This window comes from Bradyrhizobium sp. HKCCYLRH3061, from assembly GCF_051168015.1.
Classification (GTDB): domain Bacteria; phylum Pseudomonadota; class Alphaproteobacteria; order Rhizobiales; family Xanthobacteraceae; genus Bradyrhizobium.
In genome coordinates, this window is record NZ_JBNPUE010000001.1 from 330,964 (window position 1) to 347,321 (window position 16,358).

Consider the following 16,358-nt stretch of genomic DNA (forward strand, 5'->3'; position numbering starts at 1 on the left):
ATGTTCCATGACTCTCGACGTTCTCGCCCGATCTGGTTCCGGGGCTCGCCTCGCGCCCGTTCCGCAACGGCATGCCGCTGCGTTCTGCTTCGCGCTGCTGACAGCGGCCTGCGCGCTGGCGAGCTTCGTGTTCGCCTGCGCGACGCCGTTTGCGGCCTTCGCCGTGATCGCCGCCGCCATGCTGCCGCTGCGCATGGCGCTGCCGGTGATGCTCGGCGCCTGGCTGGTCAACCAGGGCGTCGGCTTCGGCGCGCTGCACTATCCGGTCGATGCCAACACGCTGGCCTGGGGCGCCATGATCGGCGTCGCGGCGCTCAGCGCCACCGTCATAGCCCGCATGGCGCTGGCGGCCTTGCGCACGGCACCAGCGCCGGCCGCGTTTGCCGTCGCGCTCCTCAGTGCCTACGCCGCCTATGAGCTGGTGCTGCTGGCCGCCACGCCCGCACTCGGCGGGGCCGCAAGCTTCGCGCTCCCGATCGTCGCCCGCCTCGGCCTGACCAGCGCCGCTTGGCTGGTCGGCCTCGTCGCGGTCAGTGAGATCGTCCGCCTGCTGACCCCACTGGTCTCGCGCCGCGCGGCCTCCTGACCGGCGACCATCTCCTAGCCACCAAACAAAAACGGCGGGCCTCGGCCCGCCGTTCTCATATCCGATCGTCGTCGCAAGCTCAGTTCTTGCTCTTGTCGACCAGCGCGCCCTTCTTGATCCAGGGCATCATGTCGCGCAGGCGGGCACCGACTTCCTCGATCGGGTGCTGGGCAAGCTTGGCGCGGGTCGCCTTGAACGAGGTCTGGTTGACCTTGTTCTCCAGCATCCAGTCGCGCGCGAAGCGGCCGGACTGGATGTCGTCGAGCACGCGCTTCATCTCGGCCTTGGTCTCCGGCGTGATGATGCGCGGGCCGGTGACGTACTCGCCGTACTCGGCGGTGTTGGAGATCGAGTAGTTCATGTTGGCGATCCCGCCTTCATAGATCAGGTCGACGATCAGCTTGACCTCGTGGAGGCACTCGAAATAGGCCATCTCCGGCGCGTAGCCGGCCTCGGTCAGCGTCTCGTAGCCGGCCTTGATCAGTTCGACCAGGCCGCCGCACAGCACCGCCTGCTCGCCGAACAGGTCGGTCTCGCACTCTTCCTTGAAGGTCGTCTCGATGATGCCGGCGCGGCCGCCGCCGATCGCCGAGGCGTAGGACAGGCCGAGGTCATGGGCGTTGCCCGAGGAATCCTTGGCGATCGCGATCAGGCAGGGCACGCCGCCGCCGCGCTGGTACTCGGAGCGGACGGTGTGGCCGGGGCCTTTCGGCGCGATCATCAGCACGTCGAGATCGGCGCGCGGGTCGAGCAGGTTGAAGTGGACGTTCAGGCCGTGGGCGAACACCAGTGCGGCGCCCTGCTTCATGTTGTCGTGCAGGTGCTCGCGGTAGATGTCGCCCTGCAGCTCGTCCGGGGTCAGCATCATCACGAGGTCGGCCCACTTCGCGGCCTCGGCGACTTCCATCACCTTGAAGCCGGCGCCTTCGGCCTTCTTGGCCGAGGCCGAGCCCTTGCGCAGCGCGATCGCGACGTCCTTGACGCCGGAATCCTTCAGGTTGAGCGCGTGGGCGTGGCCCTGGCTGCCATAGCCGACGATGACGACCTTCTTGCCCTTGATCAGGTTCAGATCGGCGTCGCGATCGTAGTAGACACGCATTGTCGTTTCCTCTTTGAGATGGCCGGAATTGGCTGAAAAGTCAGACGCTTGGGTGAGGCACGGGCGGCTGCGCCCGGACGAAATCCGGCCCGTGTCTAGAGCATTTTGGGTCCCGTTGGAAACCCCGATCTCGCATGGCGGCGGCGTCCTTCATGCGTCCATGAAGACGGGATAGAGCGAGGCGAGCAGCAGCGCGGCCATCAGGATGTTGAAGGCGCGGACCGCACGGTCGGAGCTCAGCAGCGGCCGCAGTGCGGTGCCGAACAGGGTCCAGGTGACGGTCGAGCCGATCGCCATCACGAAGCTGATCGCGACCTGCAGCCCGACATTGGCCGGAAAGCTGGCAATCGCGGCATAGGCGGTGATGGTGCTGATCACCATCACCCAGCCCTTGGCGTTGACCCACTGGAACAGCGCCGCGCCCCAGAACGACATCGGGCCGCGCGGCGTGGTGTCCTCAGGCTTGGTCGATCCGGACAAGGCGATCGCAACCGCCAGGTAGATCAGATAGGCCGCGCCTAGATATTTCAGAACGTCTTGCAGGACCGGGTAGCGGATGAACACCGTGGCCAGCCCGAAGCCGACCACGCCGACCATGAAGGCGAAGCCGAAGCTGACGCCCATCATGTGCGGCACCGTGCGGCGGAAGCCATGGGTCACGCCCGACGACAGCAGCATGATGTTGTTCGGCCCCGGCGTGAACGCCATCACGAAGGCGAAGGTGACGAAAGCGATGAGGAGCTGCTGGGACATCAGGACGTTCTCGCCGCAAGCAAGCACTGACTTGCGGTCACCTGCGCATGGCGGCCGCGCCTGTCGCGGCGCGGGCAGTGCAACCTCGCCCCGCTTGCGGGGAGAGGTCGGATTGCATCGCCAGATGCAATCCGGGTGAGGGGGTACAGGTCTAACGGCGAACGCTCCCCGTGCGGCTGCCCCTCACCCCGACCCTCTCCCCGTAAGAACGGGGAGAGGGAGCGCACCGTCGCCTGCGCGAAAGTGAGACTCACCAATCTGCCGCTCATAGCTAGCCCTGCCCCGCCGGCTTCTGCAGCACGTAGGTCGCGTGCATCGGGGCGTGATAATCGGCGGACACCGTGACGAAGCCGACCTCGGTCAGCATGCGCTCCATCACCCAGGCGAAGGTGGAGTTCTCGTCGCGCATGTGGGTGATGACGCTGTCGCGGGCGAGGTCGTGGTTCTTGATGTTGAAATCCGCCCATTGCTCAACCGAGCGCTCCGCGCCGTCGGGCATGGAGACATAGACGATGTCGCGCAGGAAGAACTGCGCGCCCGGCTTCAGCGCCGCGAAGATCCGTGCCAGCGCCACCGCCTTCCAGAAATCCGGCAGGTGGTGCAGCGTGAACTCGCTGGCGATCAGGTCATAGGTGGCAGGCTCATAGGCGAACGACAGCAGCCCCGCCGAATGCATCCGCACCGCGGTACGGCGGTCGCGGGTGTAGATCTTGGTCAGCGCCAGCATCGCCGGCGAGATGTCGATGGCGTCGACCACGGCCCCCATCAGCGCCGCTTCCGTCGCCAGCACGCCATTGCCGCAGCCGATGTCGGCCACCCGCCAGCCCGGCTTGACACCGAGCATCTTCAACGCGGCGCGCGCACGCTCGTCGGCATCGTCGCCCGAACCGTAGATCGAGGCCACGGCATGATCGAGACCGATCCGGTTGCGTTCGTTGTAGTACCAGTCGCGCGCCAGCATGGCTCACATCCCTTCCGGTCCCCGCCCGATCGCCGCAATGCCGGTCCTGGCGACTTCCACCAGGCCCAGCGGACGCATCAGATCGATGAATTGCGTGATCTTGTCGGTGTTGCCTGTGATCTCGAACACGAAGCTCTCGGTGGTGGCGTCGATCACGCGGGCGCGGAACGCATCCGCCAGCCGCAGCGCCTCGACGCGCGGCTCGCCGATGCCGCGCACCTTGACCATCGCCAGCTCGCGCTCGATCGCGCGTTTCGTCAGCGTCATGTCGACGACGCGATAGACCGGGATCATGCGGTCGAGCTGATGCTTGATCTGCTGGATCACCATCGGCGTGCCGGTCGTGACGATGGTGATGCGCGACAGGTGCTTCTGGCTCTCGGTCTCGGAGACGGTGAGGCTCTCGATGTTGTAGCCGCGCCCCGAGAACAGGCCGATGACCCGCGCCAGCACGCCGGGCTCGTTCTGCACCAGCACGGCAAGCGTGTGCGTTTCGTTCGGATCGTGGCGGTCTTCGATGAAATAGGCGGAGGCTGGCTGGTTCATTGGTGTCCCCTTAGAATTTCATCCGTCATGGCCGGGCTTGTCCCGGCCATCCACGTCGAGCGTCGCGCGTGCGGCATCGTGGATGCCCGGGCCTTCGCCGCGCCGAAGCGGCTTCGGCCGCGCAGGCGGGTCAAGCCCGGGCATGACGGCGGTATGTGGAGTGAGCGGAGTGCCCATTACGACAACTCCGCCATTTCTTCGGTTGCTGCCGGCAGCACCCAGCGCCTGAACAAATCGAGATCGATGTTGCCGCCGGTCAGCACCAGACCGACGCGCTTGCCGGCCAGCCTGCCCTTTTCCTGCAAGGCGGCTGCGAGCGACGCCGCACCAGCGCCTTCGGCGAGATTATGGGTGTCGGTCCACAGGATGCGCACGGCCTCGGCGATCTCGGCGTCGCTGACCTGCACGATCCGCGAGGCGCCTTTCAGGATGATGGCGAGCGCATCCGCATCCGGGCTGCGCGTGGCGAGACCATCGGCGTGGGTGTCGGCGCTGTTGGTCGTCACCACCGTCCGCGCGGCGAACGACAGCGCGTAGGACGGCGCCTCGGTCGACTGCACGCCGACGATCTCGGTCTTCAGGCCCAGGAGATCGCGCGCGAGGATGCAGCCGCAGATGCCGGAGCCCTGCCCGATCGAGACGTAAAGCACGTCGAGATCGGGGGCGCTGCGCAACAGCTCCAGCGCGTAGGTGGCGACACCGCGCACGAGATCGCGATGGAACGACGGCACCATGTGCAGGCCGTCGCGCGCAGCGTGACGCCCGGCTTCCTCGCGCGCCTCCTGGAAGTCGCTGCCATGCTCGATCAGCGCAGCGCCGAACGCCGCCATCGCGCGGTTCTTCTCGACCGAGTTGCCCCGGGGCACGTAGATCGTCACCGGCAGGCCGTTGCGGCGGCCGGCGAAGGCGATGCTCTGGCCATGATTGCCGCGCGTCGCGGTGATCAGGCCACGGACATCCGGCTGCGTGCGTTTGAGCTGATCGACATAGACCAGCCCGCCGCGCACCTTGAAGGCGCCGGCCGGGGTGTGGTTCTCGTGCTTGACGACGACATGCGTCCCGAGCCGCTGCGCCAGCAACGGCCACGCATGCGCGGGTGTCGCCGGCACCGCGGCGCCGACGATCGCATGGGCCTGCTCGAGCTCGGCGAGGCTGAACATGGTTACACCAGCGCCTTGCCGCCGGCGAACGCCGCCGCCGGATCGGACGCTTCCGCCGGCAGGATCATCTCGTTGTGCGCCTTGCCCGACGGGATCATCGGGAAGCAGTTCTCCAATGCCGCGACGCGGCAGTCGAACAGCACCGGCTTCTTGACCGAGATCATCTCCTTGATCGCGCCGTCGAGGTCGCCGGGCTTGCTGACCTGCAGACCAACGCCGCCATAGGCTTCGGCGAGCTTGACGAAGTCCGGCAGCGCCTCCGAATAGGAATGCGACAGGCGGTTGCCGTGCAGCAGCTGCTGCCACTGCCGCACCATGCCCATGTACTGGTTGTTGAGGATGAAGATCTTGACCGGCAGCTCGTACTGCACGGCCGTCGACATCTCCTGCATCGTCATCTGCACCGAGGCGTCGCCGCCGATGTCAATGACCAGGCTGTCAGGATGCGCGACCTGCACGCCGATCGCCGCCGGCAGGCCATAGCCCATGGTGCCGAGGCCGCCCGAGGTCATCCAGCGGTGCGGCTCCTCGAAGCCGTAGAACTGCGCCGCCCACATCTGGTGCTGGCCGACCTCGGTGGTGATGTAGGTGTCACGGCCGCGCGTCAGCTCGAACAACCGCTGGATCGCATATTGCGGCATGATGACGTCGCGGTTCGGCTTGTAGGCCAGCGAGTTGCGCGCGCGCCAGACGGCGATCTCCTGCCACCATGACTTGATGTCCGGCTTCTTCGCCTCGGCCTTGAACACCTGCAGGATGTCGGCGAGCACGTCGCCGCAATCGCCGATGATCGGCACGTCGACGCGGATGTTCTTGTTGATCGAGGACGGATCGATGTCGATGTGGATCTTCTTCGAGTTCGGCGAGAACGCATCGGTGCGGCCGGTGATGCGGTCGTCGAAGCGCGCGCCGACGCACAGCATGACGTCGCAATCATGCATCGTCATGTTGGCCTCGTAGGTGCCGTGCATGCCGAGCATGCCCAGCCAGTTCTTGCCCGAGGCCGGATAGGCGCCGAGCCCCATCAGGGTCGAGGTGATCGGGAAGCCCGTGACCTCGACCAGCTCGCGCAGCAGCTTCGAGGCTTCGGGGCCCGAATTGACGACGCCGCCGCCGGAATAGATCACCGGCCGCTTGGCCGAGGCCAGCAGCGCCACGGCCTTGCGGATCTGCATCGCGTCGCCCTTGACGCGCGGCGAATAGGACACGTGGACGTCCGACTTGCGCGGCGGATGATAGGTGCCGGTCGCGAACTGCACGTCCTTCGGCACGTCGACCACGACCGGGCCGGGACGGCCCGTGGTGGCGACGTAGAACGCCTCGTGCAGCACCTTGGCGAGGTCGTTGACATCGCGGACCAGCCAATTGTGCTTGGTGCAGGGCCGGGTGATGCCGACCGTGTCGCATTCCTGGAACGCATCGTTGCCGATCAGGTGCGTCGGCACCTGGCCGGTGATGCAGACCAGGGGAATCGAATCCATCAGTGCGTCCGCCAGCGGAGTCACCATGTTGGTCGCACCGGGGCCCGAGGTCACCAGCACGACGCCCGGCTTGCCGGTCGAGCGCGCATAGCCTTCGGCGGCGTGGCCGGCGCCCTGCTCGTGGCGGACCAGGATGTGCTCGACCTCGCTCTGCTGGAAAATCTCGTCATAGATCGGAAGCACCGCGCCGCCAGGATAGCCGAAGAGGTGCTGCACGCCGTGGTCGATGAGCGCGCGCACGATCATCGCGGCGCCGGTCATCTGGTTCGGATCGTGGCTCTTGTCGGTCATGGTGGGCTCCGGATCGCTGGGTCTCAGCGGCTTGTCGTTTTGGTCGGTCGGTTCGGTCGGCTGGTTTTCTGTTGGTTCAGCGTGGTCGGGTCGCTTCGGGCAATAAAAAAGGGCCCTGGAAGGCCCTGCGCACCGCTCGGATCATGGATGGCCGCTAGCCATCCCCGGCGATGCGCCTGGGTACGACTACGATAAGGAGGGCAATAAAGTTGCGCATGATGCCGAGCAAGCTTCCCAAAGGTTGCGCGAAACATAGCCATGGTTGCCTCGATGTCAAGGCAAAGCCGGCTCTGCTGCGCGATTTATGGATGTTAACGCGGAATTTTCCGTTCGGCGAGCGGTAATTTGGCCATCACGCCGTCATTGCGAGCGAAGCGAAGCAATCCAGGGGCCCCACTCGACAACTCGGGATCGCTTCGTCGCTGCGCTCCTCGCGATGACGATCAGAGGGATGCCACCCACGCCCGCGCCGCCTCGGGGCTCATCCACTCGAACTCCGGCAACTGGTGCCGGAACCAGGTGAACTGCCGCTTCGCGTAATGGCGGGTGTCGGCCTTGCCGATGGTGGCCGCCTGCTCCCGCGTGATCTCCCCTCTGATATAGCGCATCAGCGCCGGCACGCCGTGGGCCTTCATCGCCGGCAGCAGCGGATCGAGGCCGCGTGCCGCCAGCCGCTCGACCTCCTGCAACGCGCCGCGGTCCAGCATCAGATCGAACCGCGCGTCGATCCGCTGATACAGCGCCTCGCGCTCGGGAGCGATGAACAGCGCCCGAGTGCTGCCCGCCGGCAGCAGCGGTGGCGTCGTCTCCGCGTGCCAGTCGGCCAATGGCCGACCGGTGGCCTCGATCACCTCCAGCGCGCGGGCCACGCGGGTGCGGTCGCGGACGTTCAGCCGCGCGGCCGCCGCCGGATCGCGTCGCGCCAGCTCGGCATGCAAGGCCTCGACGCCGTCGCGATCGAGCCTGAGGCGCACCGCGTCGCGCACCTCATCCGGCACGGGCGGCACCGCGGACAGCCCTGATGTCAGCGCCTTGAAATACAAGCCGGTGCCGCCGATGAAGATCGGCAGCCGCCCGGCCCGCTGCACCTCGCCCAGGATCTCGGCGGCATCCCGGACAAAATGGCCGGCCGAGTAGTTCACGCTGGCATCAACATGGCCGTAGAGCCGGTGCGGCACGGCGGCCTCCTCGTCGCAGGTCGGCCTTGCCGTCAGCACCCTCAGATCGCCGTAGACCTGCATGGAATCGGTATTGATGACGACCCCGCCCGCTTTTTGCGCAAGTTCCATCGCCAGCGCCGACTTGCCGCTGGCGGTCGGCCCTGCGATAAGCACCGCTTTGTTGATCCCTGGCAAAGTCACCTGATGTCTCTCGTCGCCACCTTCATCTGCAATCCCGCCGATCCCGCGCTTGATACCACGATCGTGGAGGCCTTCCTGGCCGTGCTGCCGTCGCCGGGCACGCCGCGCTGGCTGTTCGACGAGGTCGCGATCGACATCCCGTTCGCCCATGACGGCGAGGTCCACAAGCTCGAGGCGCGCCTGCGCGACCTGCGCGGCGACATGCCGATCGACATCGTCGTGCAGGCGGAAGCGGTCCGGCGCAAGAAGCTTTTTCTCGCCGACATGGACTCGACCATGATCGGCCAGGAATGTATCGACGAGCTCGCCGACTTCGCCGGGCTGAAGCCGCGCGTCGCCGCCATCACCGAGCGCGCCATGCGCGGCGAGATCGCGTTCGAGCCGGCGTTGCGCGAACGCGTCGCATTGCTGAAGGACCTGCCGGTGAGCGTCGTCGACGAAGTCCTGACCAAGCGCATCAAGCTGACGCCGGGCGGCCGTCATCTGGTGATGACCATGCGCGCCAACGGCGCCTATACCTGCCTGATCTCCGGCGGCTTCACGCTGTTCACCAGCGCCATCGCGGCCAAGATCGGCTTCCAGGAGAACCGCGCCAACGAGCTCGTCGTCGACGGCGGCAAGCTCACCGGCGAGGTGCGCGAGCCGATCATCGGCCGCGACGCCAAGCTCGCCACCCTGATCGAGCTGCGCGAGTCGTTCGATCTCGACGAGATCGACACGCTCGCGGTCGGCGACGGCGCCAACGACCTCGGCATGATCGAGGCCGCCGGCCTCGGCGTCGCCTATCACGCCAAGCCGGCGGTCTCGGCCGCCGCCTCGGCCCGCATCGACCACGGCGACCTCACCGCCCTGCTCTATGCCCAGGGCTACACGCGCGATCAGTTCGTGGACTGACGAGACTGCGGCCGCGCGGCAGGCCATTAATCAATGGTTTTGCGAACGCTCGAAGATTGCAGTCGTATTGTCCATGGGCGAATCGCCGCCCAAGCAAAGCCGTTACCAAAGCCCTGCCTTCATCGGCTCTCGATCAGCGCATCATCAGGATTTTGTTTCAATCCAGCGCACTCGCACGCAACTCCATTCCAATCTCATTTCAGATCGCAAATCACATCATTCACCTTCCGCATCAAGGCGGCACGCGAACTGCCATTTTAACCGCATCACCAATCCATGAATTGTCAAATCATGCTGCAGCGCATATAAAGCTGACAACGCTAGGGAGTGTCCAAGGAAGCGAAAGCGATTGCAGGTGATGCAATCGATCATCGTCACAAAAGGACCTCCCGATGACCATCAAGCACATCATTCCCGGCTCTCTCCTTGCCCTCGCGCTGCTGAGTGGCGCTGCCGTAGCCGGCGAGCTGCCGAGCTACGAAGTGGGCGCGCTGCCGGCGTCCCCGCACCAGCTCTCCGTCATCGGCGCCTCTGCCGCCGCGCAGCAGACCGTCGCCATCAACGCGGACAGCGCTGCCTCGCCGCACCAGCTCGCCGTGCTCACCCACCACCGTCGCAGCGCCGCGCTCGTCGTCCCGACCACCGTGGGCAGCGTTCGCAACTAAGCAACGCGAGCAACCCCATCGTCAGATAGGCAGCGCGCGTCTCGCTCAGCGAGGCCGCGCTCCCTATCCGGGAAAACGCGCGGCGTCGCACTTAGTGAAGATCCTGGGCATCCGCTCCGCGGGCAGCCCAGACGCCCGCTACACCTCTGCGCTTCCATACCCGGCTGGGCGGCCGCGTCGTCGAGACCAGCCGCACGATATTCCGGCTGCCGGCGGCAAAATGATCCTGCGCGTGCGATCGGCCTGACGCCCAGCAGCTCGCCTGATCGCCCAACCCGGATCTCCCAGGGCGTCGCCGCGCGGGCCACGCATCACCAACCATTGTCAACCTGACGCCATGCGGCCGCGCCGATTGCGGGTCAAACCGCGCATCGACAGCCATCATATGCGCTATTGCGCAAATACGCAAATATGAATATATCTGCCTCATGTCCGATCCCGTTCCGTTGCTCGCCGCCCTGGCCGAGCCGACCCGCCTCGCAGCCCTGCGCATCCTGTGGGATGGCGGCGAGCATTGCGTCTGCGAACTCATGCGCCAGCTCGGCGCAAGCGCGTCGCGCATGAGCCGGCACATGGCGGCCCTCAAGGCCGCAGGTCTTGTCATCGACCGACGCGACGCCCAGTGGGTGCGGTATCGGCTGAGCCCCGACCTGGCGCCTGACCGGCGCGCCATTCTCGAAACCGTCATGGCGGCCATGGCTGAGCCGAACAGGAACGCAGCATGAAAACCGAAACTTCAACCTATCCTGACGGGTCGGCATCGGCTGTGACCTGGATCGTCGCGACGGCCGCTGCGGTCGCGATGTGGTTTGCGGTCTACTGGCAGCTGGAAGCGTTCTCGGCATGGCTGGTGTCGTCGCTGCCGGTGCCCCGCGACAGCCATCTGGAAGAAGCCGCGCGGTTCTTCGTGTTCGACGCGCCCAAGGTCCTGATGCTGATGACGCTGGTCGTGTTCGGCATGGGCGTTGTGCGCAGCTTCTTTTCAGCCGAGCGAACTCGCGCATTGCTCGCCGGCAGGCGCGAGGGCCTCGGCAATGTCGCGGCTGCGATCCTCGGCGTATTCACTCCCTTCTGCTCGTGCTCGGCGGTGCCGCTCTTCGTCGGCTTCGTCTCGGCTGGCGTCCCACTCGGCGTGACCTTCTCGTTCCTGATCGCGGCGCCAATGGTGAACGAGGTCGCGCTCGGCCTGCTGTTCGCGCTGGTCGGCTGGAGGATCGCCGCAATCTATCTGGCCTTCGGCCTGGCGGTCGCGATCGTGGCGGGATGGATCATCGGACGACTGCATCTCGAAGGCTGGCTCGAGGAATGGGTTCGCAACGTGCGCGCAGGACAGGCGGAGCTGCAGCCGGATTCACAGACCGTCGCCGATCGGATCCGGGCCGGGATCGACGCGGTGCGCGACATCGTCGGCCGCGTCTGGGCTTGGATCATCATTGGCATTGCGGCGGGCGCATTCATTCACGGCTATGTCCCGAACGACCTGCTCGCCTCGATCATGGGCAAGGACCAATGGTGGTCCGTGCCGGCCGTGGTGCTGATCGGCGTGCCGATGTACGCCAATGCTGCGGGCATCATTCCGGTCGTCGAGGCACTGCTCGGCAAGGGTGCGGCGCTGGGGACGGTGCTCGCCTTCATGATGAGCGTCATCGCGCTTTCGTTTCCCGAGATGCTCATTCTGCGCAAGGTGCTGACGCTCCGGCTGATCGCCGTCTTCGCGGGCGTCGTCGCCGCCGGCATCGTCGCCGTCGGCTATCTCTTCAACGCCCTGTTCTGATGAAAGGACAAGCCCCATGAAGAACGTCAAGATCCTCGGCTCCGGCTGCAAGCGATGTGTTCAGACCGCAGCAATGGTCTCCGCGGAAGCAAGCAAGCTCGGCATCGAGATCGAGCTGGAAAAGATCACGGACTTCGCCGACATCGCCAGGTTCGGCATCGCCTCGACGCCGGGCGTGGTGATCGACGGCAAGGTCGTCCATGCGGGCGGCCTGCCGAAACCAGAGGACATGGCGAAATGGCTGTCGACGTGATGTTGCGTCTGCTGCTCGCAGCCGTCCTCCTGCTCGGCCCGGTTGTCGTTGCGCGCGCCGATGAGCCCACGTGGACGCGGCGGATCATCGCGCCGGACACGGCGCTCAAGGCGGCACAGGCGGCGCTCGCCGAGTGCCGCAAACGCGGCTGGCAGGCCGCCGTGACCGTGAGCGATCCGTCGGGGCTTGCGCTGGTCACCCTGCGCGACCGTTTCGCTGGCTGGCATACGCTGGAGGCCGCGACGGGCAAGGCGCGGACGGCGGCGAGCTGGCGCGAGGCGACGAGCACGCTCGCAGCCCGGCTGGCTCGACCGGACGCCGCGGAGCGGGCCATCGTCAACGTTCCCGGCGTTGTCATGGTCGGCGGCGGCATGCCAATAGAGGCCGCTGGCCAGCAGGTCGGAGCGATCGGCGTATCCGGCGCGCCCGGAGGCGACAACGACGACATCTGCGCGAAGGCCGGCATCGAAGCGGTCGCCGCGGACATCGCGTTCTGAGCGCCTGGAGGGCGAGCCACGAACGAGAGCGGCCACTGCTCGCCAATTCCGGAGGATGCTCGAATTGTCTGACACCATGCCCCAATTGGACGAAGCCTCCTTCCATCCGATCGACCGCGCCAAGCTGCTGGAGCCTGAGCTCTCCTCCCACCCTCCACGCATCCTGCTGCTGTACGGATCGCTCCGGCAACGCTCGTTCAGCCGCCTCCTCACGGAGGAAGCGGCGCGCGTCCTCGCGCGCTATGGCGCGGAGACACGCACCTTTGATCCGCGCGGACTGCCGCTGGTCGACGACGCCGAGCCGGATCATCCGAAGGTCCGCGAGCTGCGCGATCTCGTGACCTGGTGCGAAGGCATGGTGTGGTGCTCGCCCGAGCGGCACGGCGCGATGACCGGCGTGATGAAGACCCAGATCGACTGGATCCCACTGTCGCTCGGGGCCGTCCGGCCGACGCAGGGCAAGACGTTGGCCGTGATGCAGGTCAGCGGCGGCTCGCAGTCGTTCAACGCCGTCAATCAGCTGCGAGTGCTCGGCCGCTGGATGCGCCTCATCACCATTCCGAACCAGTCCTCGGTGCCGAAGGCCTTCGCGGAGTTCGACGACGCCGACCGCATGAAGCCGTCGCCCTATTACGATCGCGTCGTCGACGTGATGGAAGAGCTCGTCAAGTTCACGCTGCTGACGCGCGACCGGGCGGAGTATCTCGTCGACCGCTATTCCGAGCGCAAGGAGAATGCCGAGGCGCTGTCGAAGCGGGTCAACCAGCGATCGCTGTGAGGCTCCGGCCGCGGCGCTCCACCCTGCCCGGAACGTCGTCGCCGGCCGGCGGAGGCGTTGCAGGAGCTTCTGAAAAAAATAATCTTCTTGCGCTTTATCTGAAATCATGATTATCTCCCCGCATCCCGCCTCACCGCAGAGGGGCGTAGCGCGCGATCGTCACGACACGCGAGGTGGGGATGCGATGGCCGCGTTGTTGCCGCAGCGTGTCTTCGGGCACGCCGACGAACGGCGATGCGCGGACGTGAAGTCGCAGCGTCCTGATACCCCGACGCTGGTATCAAGCCGTGATGGCGCCGCAGGCGCAGCGCGGTGATGGTGGCCAACAAGCCCGGCGCACCAGGGAGACTGCGTATAAGCGTGAAGACCGTCGCGCAGGGAATGCCGGAGTGTTCGGCACCACCTGTGGTACCTGCCGCCTGCATTTTTTCCGCAGGCGGGCCATGGGTGAGGCCTTCACCCGGCATTCCCTGCGCCCTCTGCATTTCGAGAGGGACGAACTGATCGCAGACCTCGGGCATGATGTGCCGCGAGATTGCGATGGCATGTCCCTCGGACATGCTCGCTGTGCCCAACTCAGCTGTTTGAACCGTGAATCCGCCCCCACCCGCCGCCCTCGTGCCCGACAGGCCGCGACGCGCGAAAGCGCGGCACCGATCCGGGATCGATACGCCGCAGCAGAGGTGATGGGCAAAATGCCAATGACCAGCCTGTCCCAAACCGCTGCCTGGGGTTGCGGGTCCCTGCTCAAGGCCGGGACGACAAGGGAGTGTGGAGCTGCGTAGGGTAAGCAAAGCGGCCGCCCGAGGGCGGTCGCGCGCCGACCGGCCATCCACGAATACTGACGGCCATGGTGGGCACGGCGCGAAATCGATCCGCGCATGAGGCGGGCAGCGGGGGCGCGCCTTGACCCACCCTACCTACTACCTACGAACTACCAACTCAGCAACCATCAGCGCGCCGTCAGATACAGCGCCCTCTCCCCTTGTGGGAGAGGGCATGTACGGCCCATCACAGCATGCGGTTGGGTGAGGGGTATCTCTCCGCGAGTGAAACTCTTGGAGAGATACCCCTCACCCAACCGAGCCTGCCGCTCTTTCCTACATGCCCTCTCCCACAAGGGGAGAGGGCGCATTCACTTGCATTGCGCTCATCTTCGCATCTCAAAGCGCGCAGAAGGCTAATGGTTACGACCGCCTGAAGCCCCTATTGCAGGCTCAACGCCACGAAGCGCAGCTCGCCGTCGGCGTTGGAGACCAGCAGCAGAACCGACTTCTTGCCGTCCTTCTTGAGCTGGTCGACGCGCTTCTTGATGTCGGCGCCGGAGGTCACCGCCTCCTGGGCGACCTCGACGATGACGTCGCCGGCCGACAGCCGCTTCTCGGCGGCGTCGGAGGCCTGGTCGACGCCGGTGACGACGACGCCCTTGACGCTGTCCTTAATCTTGTAGCGGGTACGCAGGTCCTTCGACAGCGCGGCAAGATCGAGCCCGAGCGCCTTCTGGGTCACCGGCTTCTCGGCGGGCTCGTCCTTCTTGATCGCCGCCTGCTGCACCTTCTCGTTGTCCTCGAGCCGACCGAGCTTGACCTTGAGCGTCTGCTCCTGGCCCTTGCGGATGACGATGACGTCGACCTCCTTGCCGACGGCGGTGTCGGCGACGATGCGCGACAGGTCCTTCGGCTCCTTGATGTCATGGCCGTCGAACTTGACGACGACGTCGCCGGGCTCGATGCCGGCCGGCTTCGCCGGTCCCTTGTCGTCGACGCCGGCGACCAGCGCGCCGCGCGCCGGCTTGATGTTGAGGCTCTCGGCGATCTCATCGGTGACGCCCTGGATGCGGACGCCGAGCCAGCCGCGGCGCAGCTCGCCGAACTGGCGCAACTGGTCGACGACGCCGGCCACGGTCTTCGAGGGCACCGCGAAGCCGATGCCGATCGAGCCGCCCGACGGCGAGATGATCAGCGTGTTGACGCCGATGACCTCGCCATCGAGGTTGAACAGCGGGCCGCCGGAATTGCCGCGGTTGATGGCGGCGTCGGTCTGGATGTAGCTGTCATAGGGCCCCGACGAGATGTCGCGGTTCTTGGCCGAGACGATGCCGGCGGTCACGGTGCCGCCGAGGCTGAACGGGTTGCCGATCGCGACCACCCAGTCGCCCAGCCGCAGCTTGTCGGAATCGCCGAACTTGACCACCGTCAGCGGCCGCGGCGGCTTGAACTTGAGCACCGCAAGGTCGGTCTTCTTGTCGACGCCGACCAGCTCGGCCTTGATCTTGGTGCCGTCGTTCATGATCACGTTGATCTCGTCGGCATCGGCGATGACGTGGTTGTTGGTGACCACGACCCCGGACTCGTCGACGATGAAGCCGGAGCCCAGCGAGTTGGTGCGGCGCGGCGAGTTGTCGGCACCACCCCGGCCGCCCGGACCGCCGCGGCGGTTCTTGAAGAAATCGTCGAAGAACTCCTCGAACGGCGATCCCGGCGGCACCTGCGGATTGGCGTTGCGGTTCTCGGACGAGCCGCCCTTGGGCTCGACGGTCTGCGAGGTCGAGATGTTGACGACGGCGTCGATCACCTTTTCGGCGACATCGGCGATCCCCTCCGGCCCCCGCGCCGAGGCCGGGGCCGGCGCGAGCGCCCAGCCCGCGGCAAGAACCGCCGCGGTCAGGATCGGGCGCAGTCGACGGCTGAAAGCAGGGGTCGCGGTCATCGGGCGGATCTCCAGAAAAGTCGGCAAATTCAACCGTTACAGTGCGCCGGAACCGGCGGAGGACGCAAGCACGCCGGATCGGACCGCAGATTCATCATTGAGGGCGACCTAATACGGCAAAATGGCGCAGCCATCGCCTCACAATGGCGTTGGCCGGGCGGTTGACGGTCATTGCCGCGGCCGGACCTCGTTCCTGTGCGGCGGCGCGCAGGCAGACGGCGATGCACACCTCAGATCGGCCGCCGGATCACCCAGATCAGGACCAGACCGGCCACCGCCGAGCCGATGCCGACCGCGCGCAGCACGTTGTCGGGCGTGGTCATGGCGGTCTTCATGGCCCGCCGCATCCACTCCGGACTGGCCGCGAACAACAGGCCTTCGAGCACGAACAGGATACCTAATCCGATGAGGAAATCGGAAAACGCAATGGACCTCATCGGACCCGGACCTCCCGTTCGATCTTCTTGATATGTAACGGGGCGAAGCAACGGCTTCGCCCCGTCCATGTCAACTCTTATTCACCCGGATCAACCGCCCTGGTCATCGGGGC

The 16,358-nt window shown here is 66.1% G+C and carries 17 protein-coding genes; 8 read left to right on the forward strand and 9 right to left on the reverse strand.

Features of this window, described 5'->3' with window-relative positions; all coding sequences use genetic code 11:
- The first annotated feature begins 7 nt into the window (after positions 1-7).
- Positions 8-586 carry a hypothetical protein gene (locus ACQR2C_RS01650; protein ID WP_316239579.1) on the forward strand — a complete coding sequence of 193 codons (579 nt, stop codon included), beginning with the start codon at positions 8-10 and terminating at the stop codon, positions 584-586.
- A gap of 79 nt (positions 587-665) precedes the next feature.
- Here the strand turns inward: ACQR2C_RS01650 and ilvC are convergent, their stop codons facing one another.
- From ilvC to miaA, 7 genes are all read right to left on the reverse strand, one after another.
- Complete coding sequence (gene ilvC / locus ACQR2C_RS01655) at positions 666-1,685, reverse strand: ketol-acid reductoisomerase (RefSeq protein ID WP_315713342.1); 1,020 nt, start codon at positions 1,683-1,685, stop codon at positions 666-668.
- Positions 1,686-1,835: 150 nt separating this feature from the next.
- A complete protein-coding gene (locus ACQR2C_RS01660; protein ID WP_434880284.1) occupies positions 1,836-2,438 on the reverse strand; it encodes a LysE family translocator in 603 nt (200 codons plus the stop codon).
- 271 nt (positions 2,439-2,709) lie between these two features.
- Positions 2,710-3,399 (reverse strand): class I SAM-dependent methyltransferase, encoded by a 690-nt coding sequence (locus ACQR2C_RS01665; RefSeq protein ID WP_315805570.1) that lies wholly within the window; start codon positions 3,397-3,399, stop codon positions 2,710-2,712.
- Positions 3,400-3,402: 3 nt separating this feature from the next.
- A complete protein-coding gene (gene ilvN, locus ACQR2C_RS01670; RefSeq protein WP_315805569.1) occupies positions 3,403-3,945 on the reverse strand; it encodes an acetolactate synthase small subunit in 543 nt (180 codons plus the stop codon).
- Positions 3,946-4,121: 176 nt separating this feature from the next.
- On the reverse strand, positions 4,122-5,105 hold the full coding sequence (locus ACQR2C_RS01675; RefSeq protein WP_434880285.1) for a threonine dehydratase: 984 nt from the start codon (positions 5,103-5,105) through the stop codon (positions 4,122-4,124).
- Between the two features lie 2 nt (positions 5,106-5,107).
- A complete protein-coding gene (locus ACQR2C_RS01680; protein WP_434880286.1) occupies positions 5,108-6,877 on the reverse strand; it encodes an acetolactate synthase 3 large subunit in 1,770 nt (589 codons plus the stop codon).
- 443 nt (positions 6,878-7,320) lie between these two features.
- The gene (gene miaA, locus ACQR2C_RS01685; protein WP_434880287.1) at positions 7,321-8,238 is read right to left on the reverse strand and encodes a tRNA (adenosine(37)-N6)-dimethylallyltransferase MiaA; all 918 of its coding nucleotides are present in this window, start codon (positions 8,236-8,238) and stop codon (positions 7,321-7,323) included.
- A gap of 3 nt (positions 8,239-8,241) precedes the next feature.
- Here miaA and serB point away from each other — a divergent pair, with 3 nt between their 5' ends.
- The 7 genes from serB to arsH all read left to right on the forward strand — a co-directional run bounded on the left by serB (position 8,242) and on the right by arsH (position 13,099).
- Entirely contained in the window at positions 8,242-9,132 is an 891-nt protein-coding gene (gene serB / locus ACQR2C_RS01690) for a phosphoserine phosphatase SerB (RefSeq protein ID WP_316217062.1), read from the forward strand.
- A 392-nt stretch (positions 9,133-9,524) separates the two neighbouring features.
- Positions 9,525-9,797, forward strand: a complete 273-nt coding sequence (locus ACQR2C_RS01695; protein ID WP_434880288.1) for a hypothetical protein — start codon at positions 9,525-9,527, stop codon at positions 9,795-9,797.
- Between the two features lie 428 nt (positions 9,798-10,225).
- Positions 10,226-10,522: an ArsR/SmtB family transcription factor gene (locus tag ACQR2C_RS01700; RefSeq protein WP_316239572.1), complete on the forward strand. Its 297-nt coding sequence runs from the start codon at positions 10,226-10,228 to the stop codon at positions 10,520-10,522.
- Entirely contained in the window at positions 10,519-11,571 is a 1,053-nt protein-coding gene (locus ACQR2C_RS01705) for a permease (protein WP_434880289.1), read from the forward strand. The genes ACQR2C_RS01700 and ACQR2C_RS01705 overlap by 4 nt, the downstream gene beginning before the upstream one ends.
- 16 nt (positions 11,572-11,587) lie before the next feature.
- A complete protein-coding gene (locus tag ACQR2C_RS01710; protein WP_316183572.1) occupies positions 11,588-11,824 on the forward strand; it encodes a thioredoxin family protein in 237 nt (78 codons plus the stop codon).
- Positions 11,809-12,321 carry a GlcG/HbpS family heme-binding protein gene (locus ACQR2C_RS01715; RefSeq protein ID WP_316183573.1) on the forward strand — a complete coding sequence of 171 codons (513 nt, stop codon included), beginning with the start codon at positions 11,809-11,811 and terminating at the stop codon, positions 12,319-12,321. Before ACQR2C_RS01710 ends, ACQR2C_RS01715 begins: the two co-directional genes overlap by 16 nt.
- 76 nt (positions 12,322-12,397) lie before the next feature.
- The gene (gene arsH, locus ACQR2C_RS01720) at positions 12,398-13,099 is read left to right on the forward strand and encodes an arsenical resistance protein ArsH (RefSeq protein ID WP_434880473.1); all 702 of its coding nucleotides are present in this window, start codon (positions 12,398-12,400) and stop codon (positions 13,097-13,099) included.
- Between the two features lie 1,206 nt (positions 13,100-14,305).
- Here the strand turns inward: arsH and ACQR2C_RS01725 are convergent.
- Together ACQR2C_RS01725 and ACQR2C_RS01730 are read right to left on the reverse strand one after the other, a co-directional pair.
- Positions 14,306-15,808 carry a Do family serine endopeptidase gene (locus tag ACQR2C_RS01725; protein WP_316217689.1) on the reverse strand — a complete coding sequence of 501 codons (1,503 nt, stop codon included), beginning with the start codon at positions 15,806-15,808 and terminating at the stop codon, positions 14,306-14,308.
- Between the two features lie 230 nt (positions 15,809-16,038).
- Positions 16,039-16,245, reverse strand: a complete 207-nt coding sequence (locus ACQR2C_RS01730; RefSeq protein ID WP_315713359.1) for a DUF2065 domain-containing protein — start codon at positions 16,243-16,245, stop codon at positions 16,039-16,041.
- Positions 16,246-16,358 lie beyond the last annotated feature (113 nt).